14 protein-coding genes are annotated in these 12,915 nt (G+C 64.7%); 5 read left to right on the top strand and 9 right to left on the bottom strand.

The genetic code is table 11. The annotated features are described in order from the left end of the window. Window positions 1–533 precede the first annotated feature (533 nt). Window positions 534–860 carry a helix-turn-helix transcriptional regulator gene (locus UNPA324_RS34895; protein WP_245471844.1) on the bottom strand — a complete coding sequence of 109 codons (327 nt, stop codon included), beginning with the start codon at window positions 858–860 and terminating at the stop codon, window positions 534–536. 209 nt (window positions 861–1,069) lie between these two features. Between UNPA324_RS34895 and UNPA324_RS35540 the strand changes: the two genes are divergently transcribed. After that, window positions 1,070–1,225 (top strand): hypothetical protein, encoded by a 156-nt coding sequence (locus UNPA324_RS35540; RefSeq protein ID WP_164936158.1) that lies wholly within the window; start codon window positions 1,070–1,072, stop codon window positions 1,223–1,225. A 772-nt stretch (window positions 1,226–1,997) separates the two neighbouring features. Here UNPA324_RS35540 and UNPA324_RS34885 read toward each other — a convergent pair. The 5 genes from UNPA324_RS34885 to fliI form a co-directional block, all read right to left on the bottom strand. Then, complete coding sequence (locus tag UNPA324_RS34885; protein WP_128918700.1) at window positions 1,998–2,957, bottom strand: helix-turn-helix transcriptional regulator; 960 nt, start codon at window positions 2,955–2,957, stop codon at window positions 1,998–2,000. Window positions 2,958–3,190: 233 nt separating this feature from the next. Further along, on the bottom strand, window positions 3,191–4,252 hold the full coding sequence (locus tag UNPA324_RS34880) for an anti-sigma factor (RefSeq protein ID WP_141938613.1): 1,062 nt from the start codon (window positions 4,250–4,252) through the stop codon (window positions 3,191–3,193). Window positions 4,253–4,289: 37 nt separating this feature from the next. Continuing rightward, a complete protein-coding gene (locus UNPA324_RS34875) occupies window positions 4,290–4,835 on the bottom strand; it encodes a sigma-70 family RNA polymerase sigma factor (RefSeq protein WP_141938611.1) in 546 nt (181 codons plus the stop codon). A gap of 179 nt (window positions 4,836–5,014) precedes the next feature. Continuing rightward, window positions 5,015–5,434, bottom strand: coding sequence for a flagellar export protein FliJ (fliJ, locus tag UNPA324_RS34870; protein ID WP_011084990.1), 420 nt, complete (start codon window positions 5,432–5,434; stop codon window positions 5,015–5,017). A 121-nt stretch (window positions 5,435–5,555) separates the two neighbouring features. After that, entirely contained in the window at window positions 5,556–6,881 is a 1,326-nt protein-coding gene (gene fliI, locus UNPA324_RS34865; RefSeq protein WP_141938609.1) for a flagellar protein export ATPase FliI, read from the bottom strand. A 452-nt stretch (window positions 6,882–7,333) separates the two neighbouring features. Between fliI and ctrA the strand changes: the two genes are divergently transcribed. From ctrA to UNPA324_RS34845, 4 genes are all read left to right on the top strand, one after another. Then, on the top strand, window positions 7,334–8,035 hold the full coding sequence (gene ctrA / locus UNPA324_RS34860; protein WP_008138878.1) for a response regulator transcription factor CtrA: 702 nt from the start codon (window positions 7,334–7,336) through the stop codon (window positions 8,033–8,035). 162 nt (window positions 8,036–8,197) lie between these two features. After that, window positions 8,198–8,602, top strand: a complete 405-nt coding sequence (locus UNPA324_RS34855) for a DUF350 domain-containing protein (protein ID WP_141939189.1) — start codon at window positions 8,198–8,200, stop codon at window positions 8,600–8,602. 1 nt (window position 8,603) lies between these two features. Further along, window positions 8,604–8,993: a hypothetical protein gene (locus UNPA324_RS35920; protein ID WP_141938607.1), complete on the top strand. Its 390-nt coding sequence runs from the start codon at window positions 8,604–8,606 to the stop codon at window positions 8,991–8,993. Between the two features lie 3 nt (window positions 8,994–8,996). Further along, window positions 8,997–10,157 carry a glutathionylspermidine synthase family protein gene (locus tag UNPA324_RS34845; RefSeq protein ID WP_141938605.1) on the top strand — a complete coding sequence of 387 codons (1,161 nt, stop codon included), beginning with the start codon at window positions 8,997–8,999 and terminating at the stop codon, window positions 10,155–10,157. 161 nt (window positions 10,158–10,318) lie between these two features. On the opposite strand, the gene UNPA324_RS34840 is transcribed toward UNPA324_RS34845, so the two are convergent. The 3 genes from UNPA324_RS34840 to UNPA324_RS34830 form a co-directional block, all read right to left on the bottom strand. Further along, a complete protein-coding gene (locus tag UNPA324_RS34840; RefSeq protein ID WP_141938602.1) occupies window positions 10,319–11,191 on the bottom strand; it encodes a CheR family methyltransferase in 873 nt (290 codons plus the stop codon). Next, complete coding sequence (locus UNPA324_RS34835; protein WP_141938600.1) at window positions 11,188–12,378, bottom strand: protein-glutamate methylesterase/protein-glutamine glutaminase; 1,191 nt, start codon at window positions 12,376–12,378, stop codon at window positions 11,188–11,190. Before UNPA324_RS34835 ends, UNPA324_RS34840 begins: the two co-directional genes overlap by 4 nt. 75 nt (window positions 12,379–12,453) lie before the next feature. Further along, entirely contained in the window at window positions 12,454–12,819 is a 366-nt protein-coding gene (locus UNPA324_RS34830; RefSeq protein ID WP_007600538.1) for a response regulator, read from the bottom strand. Window positions 12,820–12,915: the final 96 nt, after the last annotated feature.

Below are 12,915 nucleotides of genomic sequence, written 5' to 3'. Positions count from 1 at the left end.
GACATCCCGGCCTTCCCTGCGCAGTGGTTTTACGGCTTATGTCGTGATCTCCCCGGGGAGCGATGCACTATTGCCCCCGTCGCCTCATCGGATAGCTGATGCGCGTGCCCGGTCGGGCCGCCACATCACCGCAAGACTTGGCGCGCAGACCCCGGGCGCCAGGACGGCACGATTTCGCCGTCCGCTGATCACACCGGTCGTGTGCGCGAGGCGTCTTGCTCACGGTTGCCCGCCCTGCGAAACCTCTCGCGCCGATGCAATCAGCGTCCACCGCCGCCCGGCCCGCGTTCGTGACGATCGCGATACGCCCCTCTTCCTTGGGCCGGGTTACCGCGACAAATATGATATTTCCGAATTTCTGTAAATCGGAATATTTTCGATAGCGCGGATTGACCAATGGATTGGGTATTTTGCCCGTCGGGCAACGCAAGGTCTTGTAGCCCGGATGAGCGAAGCGACATTCGGGATTCTCATCGAGAGCGGCCCCGGGGTGTCGCTCCGCTCCCCCGGGCTACGAGCCTACGATTCCCCGCTCACGCCTCGTGCAATTCCGACGGCGTCGCGCCGAAGCGCTTGCGGAAGGCGCGGTTGAAATAGGACAGATCGGCAAAGCCCGAGGAATGCGCGATGTCGCTGATCTTGCGCGCCCTGGCGCCGGGATCGCCGAGCAGCTTGCGTGCCTGGAGCAGGCGCTGCTCCAGCACGAACTCGGTGAAGGTCGTACCGGCCTGCTCGAACAGGCGTTGCGCCTGGCGCGGGCTTAAGCGCGAGCGCGTCGCGACCTCGGACAGGCAGAGATCGTTGCGGCCGAGCGCGGCCATCACGTCAGCGCGCATGAGCTCGAGGCGCGCCGCGCGCATCTCCGCCGACCTCGCTCAGCTCGGTCCGACCTTGACCCGTCCGGAAACTTCGGCCGCACCTCCGCGCCGCGCCTGACGCGCAGATTTGAGTTGCATTGCTGCTATCAAGCTTAATCTCGACTTAAAGAGTCCATCTGATTGCGTCGGTGTCGGTAAAGCAGGATCATTCCAAACGGGGGTACACGACGCTGTTGGAGGAGGAGCCTGCCATGACACTTCAGGATGCCTTGGCGGTCTACCTGTATGCTTGGATGAGGGACAAATCTCTCGACGCTGACCATGAGCGGATCCTCGACGCTGCGGTGAGAATTATCGAGCAAGAGGCACAGAAGGTACTCGCCGCGCATTCGCGAAGCGATGAATAGCCTGCACAAGGACGATCACGACTAGGATCGTGCGCGTGTCGCGTGACCATCACCTCAACCATATTGCGCTGCCCAGCAGGGAGCCTCTTAAGGAGCTTTGCTAGCAGGGTCTTTGCCTTCCGACGTTTCTATTGCCGTCTCAACTTCATTTGCCAACGCGTTAAGATGGTCGGCCAACCGCGAGAACAATTCGCGCTTTTTGGGTCTGTCGCGAGATCGCGGATCAGAGCTCATTCGGACGCGCCAGTGCGCAACTTCTCCGCGTGGGCCCGCATCTCCTTCATTGGTCGCCCTATGGTGGTGGATAGATTGCTGCGCGAGGGCGGGTTGTCCGAAGGGTGAGATACTCGTTTTGTTCGAGGATCGTTCTTACCTAGGAGAACTACGGTGTCCCCGCGGACATGCCGCTTCGTTACGGCCCTAAGCCGTCGCCATGGTAAGGTTGGGAGCGAACCTTAAAGCTCGCCACCCGCTTATCCAGCAGCCAAAGCTCGGCGCTGTGAGTGGTCACCAACTGCCGGGCCCGAAGCATGGCTGCTCGGTCGTTTGGACAGCTCAGATCGTGACGGTCAATGATGTGTCCGCTCTCATCGAGAATATAAAGCCGGTAGCCTGGCATCGATGCCGATCCACAGAAGGATCTTCGATGCTGCCTGATCCTAGCAGCTGACTTCTTGCGCTAGCGCAAAGATGGGCTCGAGGAACTCTCCCGTTCGTGACGATCGCGATACGCCCCTCTTCCACCCGGGCTACGGGGGCTACGATTCCCCGCTCACGCCTCGCGCAATTCCGACGGCGTCGCGCCGAAGCGCTTGCGGAAGGCGCGGTTGAAATAGGACAGATCGGCAAAGCCCGAGGAATGCGCGATGTCGCTGATCTTGCGCGCCCTGGCGCGGGGATCGCCGAGCAGCTTGCGCGCCTGGAGCAGGCGCTGCTCCAGCACGAACTCGGTGAAGGTCGTGCCGGCCTGCTCGAACAGGCGTTGTGCCTGGCGCGGGCTCAAGCCCGAGCGCGTCGCGACCTCGGACAGGCAGAGATCGTTGCGGCTGAGCGCGGCCATCACGTCAGCGCGCATGAGCTCGAGACGCGCCGACGCATGTCCACGGCCGCGCGCGAGACTTGCATGCTCGGCATCGGTGCCGAGCAGCAGGCCGACGAGGTCCACCATGTGCTGCGCGGTCAGGCGCTGGCCCACCGCGTCGAGATGCGGCGCGTGATTGGCGGCGAGCGCGTGGTAGCGGAAGACCGTTTCGGCGACCGCGCCGTCGGAGAGCACTTGCGACAGCTTGTCCTCGGCGCGCGGATTGATCTCGAGCAGCGTGCGGCGCGGCATGCGGATGGTGGTGAAGCGGTCTTCGTCAGTGTGGCCGACGGCGCCCGTGATACTCATGTCGGCGAGCAGCATTTCGGCCGGCGCAAGCTCGACGGTGTGGCCGTTCTGCCTGACGCGGACGCGGCCCGCATGTGCGGCGATCAGGACGAGGTCGTCGCTGCCGTCGGCGAGGTGGCTCTGGGTGCGGGAATATTGCGCGGAGGCGCCTTCCGGAATGGCGAGCGTGATGTTGTCGACCACGCTGACCTGGAGCCGGCAATCGATGCTGTCGCCGTGGCTCGGTCCGATATCGAGGCCGCAGGGACCGACGGCCCGCTCGCGCCAATGCTCGAACGCCGCACCCTGCGGCAGTCCCGTGTATTGATGAACGAAGATGCCCGGCGTTTTCGCTGCATCCATCTGATTTCTAGCCCCTCTCCGGCTCCGCGATCGGCGGCGCCGACTGCAATCTCCGGAAATTTGACGTCACGAATTGCGGCGAGGTTCAAATCGGGACCGGATTCAGGGAGACTTGTCCGGATACGACGGCGGGATGGACGCTGGCGACACTTGGGGTCCTGTAGTCCGCATGAGCGAAGCGACATGCGGGGACCGGCGGCCCCGGATATCGCTTCGCTCATCCGGGCGACGAATTACTTCTTGGCCGGCGCCTGCGGCTGGGACGGCGGCACGGTCTCGATCAGCTTGCCGGAAAACACCGGGGACGAGGTCGGCTGGCCATTGGGCGAGCCGCCGGCCTGCTCGACGGTGACGGCGTAAGTCGCGCCGTTGACGACCTCGGCATCATAGGAGGCGAGCAGCGGACGCGCGGTGAAATCCCCGGCGCCGATCACGCCGAGCGAGCGCGGGCGCGGCAGCTTGTCGGAGATCAGCCAGAGCTCGAAACTCTTGCCGGGCTCCGGCGTTGCGCCGACCTTGCGCACCGTGAAATTCCGCGTCGCGCCGTCGATGGTGAGGATGAAGGCGGGGCCGCCGGCCTGGTCCTGCAGCAGCGCAACATATTGCGCGGATGCCGCGAGCGGCGCGGCCGGCGTCTTCACTTCCACGGTCTGAATGCGCGGCGCTGGACGCAAGCCGTTCGGCAGCGCATCGGGCAGGAAGATCTGGAGCGACAGCGTGACGAACAGCGCGGCCGCAAGCGCGCCGGCGACGGATGCGATGGAGCGCCAGCGCTTCACCCGGCCCTCGAGACGGATCACATTGCCGTCGTCGGCGACCGCTGCCGGCGGCGCGCGAACCGATGCGAGATCCGGCGCATGGACTTGCGGGACGAACTGCGGTGCGACGTCGGCAAGCGCGTCGGGCTCGGGACGCGGCATCTCCGGTGGCCCGGCTTCGGCATGCGGCACAGCCGGGGTCTGCGCAACCTCCGTCGCCGGCTCCGCTCTCTCCGAAGCGGGCAGCTCCGATGCAGGCGGAGGTGGCGGCGGCGAAGCCTCGTCAAGCGCGGGCGGCTGCTGCGCCTGCGCCGTGCGCGCGATCTCGGACCTGATGTTCTCCCACACGATCGGACGGGGCTCGAGCGAGCCGACCATCTGGTTGAGCGCGCCGAGACGGAAGGACCAGGCCCGCACGATTTCGGCGAACGCCTCGTCCACCGCCATCATGGTCTCGACCTGCGCGCGCTCGTCGGCATCGAGCGTGCCGAGCGCATATTCCGCGGCGAGCGCGATATGGTCCTCCGAATAGGCCATCAATTGCAGTCCAGAACCACCATCACAATAGACGCCCTCAAAGTCCGAGGCATTCGCGAATATCCAACATGCTGCGCCGCAGCCACGTCTTCACCGTGTTGACGGGCGCTGAGAATTTCTCCGCCAATTGCTCGCGGCTCCAGCCGTTGTAATAGGCGAGAAGCACGAGCCGCTGACGGTCCGGCTCGAGCCGGCCGATGCATTCCAGGAGCCGCTTCAGCTCTTCGGTCATCTCCTGGCGTGCCAGCGGGTCGGGGCTGTCGGCCGCAACCTCCATCGCCTGAGGCTCTTCCTCGATGGAGACCTCCGACTTCTTGCGCACGATGTCGATCGCACGGTTGCGCGCAATCGAGGCCATCCACGTGATCGGCGACGACAGGGCCGGATTGAACCGGCCGGCGCCGTTCCAGATCTTGACGTAGGTCTCCTGAATGACCTCCTCTGCGAGATCCTGTCGGCGCAAGATACGGAGCACGACGCCATAGAGTTTCGCGCGCGTGGCGGCGTAGAGGCGCTCGAACGCGGCCTGATCGCCCTTCGCCACCGCCTCGATCAACCCGACCAGCTCTGCTGGCGTCAGCATTCAGCCCCCCGACACGCGGCCCGTCGCGTTCCGCGAAAGCCCTGGCACCACACCACCATAGCGCGCGGCAAAGCCGACCACCAAGGGGCGCGGCGCCACACTGTGGACAGCAGATACGAAAACCCGGACCTTGCGGGTCCGGGTTTTGCGGATTTTTCGGTGGTCTTGCTTGTGGGCCGTCAGGCGACGGCGCCGATGCGGGCGCGCATCAGGCCGATGCTGTCGAGGTCGGCCTGCTCGCGGGCGTTCTCTTCGGCGCGTTCGCGGGCCTGGTCGCGCTCGTCGAGGAGCTCGACCTTCTTCAGTTCCTCGAAGGCTTCGGCCAGCGCGGCCTTGGCTTCGTCGAGCTGGCCCTTGAGCTCGTCGGCCGAGCGGGTCAGGTTCTCGCGGCGCTGGATCGCGGCCTTGGCGTAGGTCGGGTAGGCGAAGTGTGAGGGATCGTTGATCCCGGCACGCTCCTGCTCGGTCTGGATCTCGCGTTCGAGATCGACCGACATCCGCTGGAAATCGGCGATCATGGTCTCGATCTGGGTGACCCGGCGGCGCTTCTCGTCGACCTGAAATTTCTTCAGGCGAATGAGGGTATCTCGTGACTTCATCGACTCATACTCCCCAGAAGTCCCCCCGCTGCACGTGGGACGATACCGGTCACCCCACGGGCCCGATGGGGGCCCAGACCGGCTCTGCTACTCTGTGGGATCGGATGATGACCGGACAAAGTTAGCGTTCCGTTTCCAAATTGCCGAGGATTTGCGCCAACTGGCGGTAGCCGTCCGCCAGCGATGCATTTTCGTCCTTACCCTGGCGCAGGAAGGCCTCCAGCGGCTCGTGCAGGCGGATCGCCTCGTCGACCTCGGGGCTGGAGCCGGCCCGGTAGGCGCCGAGGCGGATCAATTCCTCCATGTCGGCATAGGTCGCCATCACCTGGCGCGCCCGCTGGATGACGGGCCAGAATTCCGGATCGGCCGATTTCGGCATGGTCCGGGAGACGGATTTGAGGATGTTGATCGCGGGATAGCGGCCGCGCTCGGCGATCGAGCGCTGCATCACGATGTGGCCGTCCAGGATACCGCGCACGGCGTCGGCAATCGGCTCGTTATGATCGTCGCCGTCGACCAGCACCGTGAAGATGGCGGTGATGGCGCCCTCCCCGAGGCCCGGGCCGGCGCGTTCGAGCAGCTTCGGCAACTCGGTGAAGACGGTCGGCGTGTAGCCCTTGGCCGTCGGCGGCTCGCCGGCGGACAGGCCGATCTCGCGCTGGGCCATGGCAAAGCGCGTCACCGAGTCCATCAGGCAGAGCACGTCCTGGTCCTCGTCGCGAAAATATTCGGCGACCGCGAGCGTCAGATACGCCGCCTGGCGGCGCATCAGGGCCGGCTCGTCGGAGGTGGCGACCACCACGACCGAGCGCGCCAGGCCCTCCTCGCCGAGGTCGTCCTGCAAGAATTCCTGCACCTCGCGGCCGCGTTCGCCGATCAGCCCGATGACGCTGACATCGGCGTCGACGTTGCGCGCGAGCATCGACAGCAGCACCGACTTGCCGACGCCGGAGCCTGCGAAGATGCCCATGCGCTGGCCGCGGCAGCAGGTGAGGAACGTGTTCATCGCGCGCACGCCGAGATCGAGCGGCGCGCCGACACGCTTGCGCGAATGCGCTGGCGGCGGCGTGTTGCGGAACGGCATCGGCGAGGCGCCTTGCGGCAGCGGTCCCTTGCCGTCGATCGGCTCGCCCAGCGCGTTGACGACGCGGCCGAGCCAGGCCGTTGACGGTCGCACCAGATTGGCGGCATTGGCGATGACGGCCTTGCAGCCGCGGCGCACGCCGTCGAGGCCGGCGAACGGCATCACGACGGCATTGTTGCCGGAGAAGCCGATCACCTCGCAGGGAATCGAACGGTTGGCCCCGGTCTCGATCACGAGCCGCGCGCCGACCGACATGGCGTGAATAGGTCCGGCCACTTCGACCATCAGGCCGCGTACGCCGACCACACGGCCATAAATATTGACGCCGTCGATATCGCCGATCTGTTCGGCAAGCGCCTTCATAAGGGAGCCTTCATCAGGAGCGCGCCTTCATATGAGGGCCTTCATATAGTGGTCGCCCTAGCGATCGATCCCCGGGACTTCACGGTGAAAACCTTAAGTTTCGCCATATTTCTGAACGGAGCTTAACTTCGTGTTTACCCGCATCATTAATCATTGCGTCACTGTCTTTGTGACTGAGCGTGACTCCCCTTCAGAAGAAGGCTGAGTCGCGGGAGTCGGTTAGGCCCGTCTCTTAAAGTGGAACTTGAACGGAGCTGGGTGACGAAAGCTGCTTCCCACGCAAGACCTTAGGGCGATTCGAGAAAAATTGCACCCGAAGGACTTGCGTTCCAGAATCAGAGTTTGTTAACCATCTGTTGTCAGGATCCGAATCAGTTGTTCAAAGGCGTTTTGTTGAGTGCCGCGAATGCGGCCGACCTGACGCCCAGGAGCGGCGACTATGGGGAACTGGCATGCGCGTTTTGCTGATTGAAGATGACAGCGCCGTCGCGCAGTCGATCGAGCTGATGTTGAAGTCTGAGAGCTTCAACGTTTACACGACCGATTTGGGGGAAGAAGGCGTCGATCTCGGTAAATTATACGATTACGACATTATTCTCCTCGACCTCAACCTGCCCGACATGTCCGGCTACGACGTGCTCAAGCAGCTCCGGGTTTCCAAGATCAAGACACCGATTCTGATCCTCTCCGGCCTCGCCGGCATCGAGGACAAGGTCAAGGGTCTCGGCGTCGGCGCCGACGACTACATGACCAAGCCCTTCCACAAGGACGAGCTGGTGGCCCGCATCCACGCGATCGTGCGCCGCTCCAAGGGCCATGCCCAGTCGGTCATCCAGACCGGCGACCTCGTCGTCAACCTCGACACCAAGACGGTGGAAGTCGGCGGCCAGCGCGTGCATCTGACCGGCAAGGAATATCAGATGCTGGAGCTGCTTTCGCTCCGCAAGGGCACGACCCTCACCAAGGAAATGTTCCTCAACCACCTCTACGGCGGCATGGACGAGCCCGAGCTGAAGATCATCGACGTCTTCATCTGCAAGCTCCGCAAGAAGCTCGCCAACGCTTCCGAGGGCCGCAACTTCATCGAGACCGTGTGGGGCCGCGGTTACGTGCTGCGCGAGCCGCACGAGCACGAAGAGCGCATTCCCGCCTGATCTCTTGGGTTACGTCGCGAGCCCCTCAGGCTCGCTCCTCCCAGCCTGGACCCCGCCGCAAATGGCGGGGTTTTGTTTTTGGGGATCGCTTCATCCCTCGCTTAACGTTTGAACCGCTATCCTTCCCCCGCCGACGAATGGTCGCTGCACGATGGGGGAATGATGATCCTGCAATCACTGGCCGGCCTGCCCGCCTTCCTGGTCTATTTCTGCACCGGGCTGATCGCGATCGTGGCGTATTTGTTCGTCTACACCCGCATCACCGCGCATAACGAGTTTCAGCTGATCCGCGACAACGACCCGGCCGCGGCGATCGCGCTCGGCCTCAGCCTGCTCGGCTTCGTGGCGCCGCTGGTCAGCGCCATTGCGCATTCGGCCAATGTGCTGGACTGCCTGATCTGGGCCATGATCGCGCTGATCGTGCAGGTCATCGTGTTTTTTCTCGTGCGCGTGCCGGTGCCGAACCTGTCGGCGCGGATCGCCGCCGGCGAGCTTGCGCCCGCAATCTGGCTCGGGCTGTCCTCGCTCGCGGCGGGCCTGCTCAACGCCGCCAGCATGATCTATTGAGATGGCCGACAAATCGTCCAAAAAGGAATTCGGCAAGCGCCGGCCGGTCGCCGAGCCACCGCCTCCACGGCCACCGGTGAAGCGCTCCGGCCATGTCGCGCTGCTGGTGATGGGCACGCTCGCGGTCGGCACCACTGCCTACACGATGATGCCGCGGCAGACCTGCGAGCCCACGCCTGGCGCCGTGCCGGGGCAGACGAGCACGGCCTGCACCAGCAGCGGCCGCAGTTCGTCAGGCGGTGGCAGTTCGGGCTGGTCGTCGCGGTCGAGCTTCTTCAGCAGCGATTCCTCGAGCCATTCCTCGTCGGGGACGTCGTCCGATTCCGGCCACAGCAGCGTGAGCCGCGGCGGCTTTGGCTCGTTCGGCCATGGCTTCTCGGGCGGCGGCTGACCCATGCAGCGCATCACATGCCTCGAGCGCGATGATTGGCGAGAGACCGCAGCGCAATGCGGCTTCGTCTTCCACACCGTCGACGGCGAACGCTATTGGGACGAGCGCGCCTATTACGGCTTCACGCTCGACGAGATCGAGCGCGGCATCGAGGCGCCGACCGGCGAGATCGACGCGATGTGTCTGGAGCTTGTCGGCCGCGTCATCGGCGACGAACGCGCCTTGCGGCGGCTGAAAATTCCGGAAGCGTTCTGGAGCCTGATCGCCGAAAGCTGGCAGCGCGACGACCGCAGCCTCTACGGCCGGCTCGATCTGAAGTACGACGGCAAGTCGCCGGCCAAGCTGCTCGAATACAACGCGGACACGCCGACCTCGATCTTCGAGGCCGCCGTGTTTCAATGGAGCTGGCTCGAACAGGCGATCGAACGCCGCGTCATCCCCTCGCGTGCCGATCAGTTCAACTCCATCCATGAGCGGCTGATCGCGGCGTGGAAGGAGATTGCCGCGGGCCAACATGTCCACCTCACCGGCAGCACCGACAATGCCGAGGATGCCGGCACGCTCGCCTATCTCGAAGACATCGCGCGCCAGGCCGGGCTCTCGACCACGCTGCTCGACATCGAAGAGGTCGGCTGGCGCGATGAGCCCGGCGGCTTCGTCGACCTCGACGAGAACGACATCGCGCTCGCCTTCAAGCTCTATCCCTGGGAGTGGATGTTCCACGACGCCTTCGGCGCCAAGCTGAAGGACGCAGCCACGCGCTGGATCGAGCCGCCATGGAAGGCGGTGCTCTCCAACAAGGGCATCTTGCCGCTGCTCTGGGAGATGTTTCCGAACCATCCCAATCTGCTGCCGGCCTTCTTCGAGGACGACGCGCGGGCAGCAGAGCTCGGAACGTCCTATGTGCGCAAGCCGCTGCTGTCGCGCGAAGGCGCCAATGTCACGATCGTGTCCGGCGGCATGGCGTTCGACGCACAGACGGGCCCCTACGGTGCCGAAGGCTTCGTGCGGCAGGCGCTGGCGCCGCTACCGAATTTTTCGGGCTTCTATCCGGTGGTGGGAAGCTGGCTGGTGAACCACGAACCGTGCGGCCTCTCGATCCGCGAGGACGAGAGCCCGATCACGGGCAACCGTTCGCGCTTCCTGCCGCATGCGATTTTGTGAGGACACGTCATTCCGGGGCGCGACATCGTCGCGAGCCCGGAATCCATAACCACAAGTAGATCGAACGGCCCCACGTCGAACCACGTGCCTACTTCATCGGCCTGTGGTTATGGATTCCGGGCTCCGCGCTTACGCGCGGCCCCGGAATGACGAGAAGCGGCTCACTTCGCCGCAGCGAGCTTCAGCGGCTGCGGCATCAATCCACCCATGGGACGGCCGGAGCGCGCGGGATTGAGCTGGTAGAGACCGCGGCGCTCGGTGATGGGACGGAACGCGTCGGTGATACCGACGACGGATTCAGCGGCCCCGAGCAGCAGCGTGCCGTCGGCTTCCATCGCCTTCGCCATCCGCTCGAAGATCACCGCCTTGGTGTCCTGGTCGAAATAGATCAGCACGTTGCGGCAGAAGATCACGTCGAACGTGCCGAGATGGGAGAAGTCCTGCAGCAGATTGAGCTGGCGGAACTGGACCATCGCGCGAATGTCGGCATTGAGCTGCCAGAGCTCGCCGGTTTGCGTGAAATACTTCATCAGGTGCTGGATCGGCAGGCCGCGCTGCACCTCGAACTGGCTGTAGACGCCGGCCTTCGACTTCTCCAGCACCTCCTGCGACAGATCGGTGGCGACGATCTCGATGCGCCAGCCGGCGAGGGCGGCCCCCATCTCCTTCACGCACATCGCGATCGAATAGGGCTCCTGCCCGGTCGAGGACGCCGCCGACCAGATGCGCAGGCTCTTGCGCGCCGCGCGCGCCTGGATCAGTCCCGGCAGGATGGTGTCGCGCAAGTGATCGAACGGGATCTTGTCGCGGTAGAAGAAAGTCTCGTTGGTGGTCATGGCTTCGACCACGTCGGTCGCAAGCCGGCCGTCGCCGTTCCTGATCTTCAGCACGAGATCGGGAATGCCGGGAAGGTTGGCCTTGCGGGCGAGCGGCAAGAGCCGGCTCTCGACCAGATATTGCTTGTCGGGCGACAGATCGAGGCCGGAGCGCTCTTTCAGGAACTTGCGTAGATAGTCGTAATCGACAGGCGTCACGAGCGATCTCCCGCGAACAGGCGGTTGACCTTGGCGCCGATCTGGTTGAGCGGCAGGATCGCGGCGCAGATGCCGGCATTGGCCGCTGCGCCCGGCATGCCCCAGACCACGCTGGAGGCTTCGTCCTGTGCGATCACGCTGCCGCCGGCGGCAACGATGTCCTTGCCGCCGCGCATGCCGTCCGAGCCCATGCCGGTCAGGATCACGGAGAGGATGTTGCCGTGCCAGATGTCGATGGCAGAGGTGAAGAGCGGGTCGACCGCGGGCTTGCAGAAATTGACGGCGGGCCCGTCGTCGAGCGCGATCACGGTGTCCGCGCCGCTGCGTGCCACGCGCATGTGCTTGCCACCGGGCGCGAGATAGATCCGTCCCGGCTTCACCGGCTCGCCGTCGACCGCCTCGGCTGCCGGCCGGCGGCTCGAACGCGCCAGATGCTCGGCCAGGATGGTCGTGAAGGTCGGCGGCATGTGCTGGGTGACCAGCACCGGGAAGCGGTCGATCACCGGGCCGAGCTCGGTAACGAGCGCCATCAGCGCCTGCGGACCGCCGGTCGAGGAGCCGATCAGCAGCACCTTGGGTGCCTGATTGGAGAACGGGCGCAGGGCGAGCGACGACGCGGCCGGCGCGGCGGAAGCCGGTGCGGGCGTGACCGGCCGCGCCACGGGACCGCGCGGGGCCGGCGCCGGGCTCGCGGGCGCCAGCGGCGGACTTCCAACCGCGGGCTTGCGACGCAGCCGCGCGCCGAGATGGCGGATCTTCTGGATCAGGTCGTGATGAAAGATGTCGGCGGCCGACGCCTCGCGCGTCGATTCCGGCTTCGGAATGTAATCGGCCGCGCCGAGCGACAGCGCCTTGAAGCTGATCTCCGCGTTACGACGGGTCAGCGTCGAGGCCATGATGATGACCAGATCGCGCTTCTTCGCCAGCAGCTGCGGCAGCGCCGAAATGCCGTCGAGCTCGGGCATCTCGATGTCGAGCACGGCAACATCGGGGTTGATGCGCTCGAGCTGGTTGACCGCCTCGAGCCCGGTCCGCAGCGAGGCCGCGACCTCCATGTCGTGCTCGGCGCCGACCCAGCGCGAGATCAGACCGCGGATGACGACGGAGTCGTCGACGATCATCACCCGCAGCGGTCCTGCTTCGCGCGACGAGCCCGTGATCGAATTCCCTGCGAACGCAACACTCATTACTCACCAACTCAGACTGAAAGGATACAGTTGAAAACAGGCGCCGAAGGAACCGCTCAGCCTCCGGGCGTTCGCTCAGATAAGACCGACTTCCTGGAATTTCGCCGTCACGATGTCCTTGTCGAACGGCTTCATGATGTACTCGTTGGCACCGGCATGCAGCGCGCGCGCGATATGCGCGACGTCGTTCTCGGTGGTGCAGAACACCACCTTGGGCTGGTCGCCGCCGGGCATCCGCCTGAGATGGCCGAGGAACTCGTAGCCGTCCATCACGGGCATGTTCCAGTCGAGCAGCACCGCATCGGGCAAGCCGCGCTTGCAGGCTTCCAGCGCCTTCTCACCGTCCTCCGCTTCGAGGATCTGGAAGTCGAGGCCCTCCAGGATCCGGCGCGCAACCTTGCGGATGACGCTGGAATCATCAACGACGAGACAAGTTCGCATGTGAACCTCTGCTTCCTCCCCGCTTTGCGGGGGCACTTCCAATTGCACGACCGTCGGCGGCGAGGCCGCGGTATCAGGCCGCTATCATCTCGGGCG

The sequence above is a fragment of the Bradyrhizobium sp. UNPA324 genome (assembly GCF_006658635.1).
Lineage (GTDB): Bacteria > Pseudomonadota > Alphaproteobacteria > Rhizobiales > Xanthobacteraceae > Bradyrhizobium > Bradyrhizobium nanningense.
The sequence above is the reverse complement of the archived record's forward strand: the minus strand, read 5'-3'. Positions and strand labels throughout refer to the sequence as shown.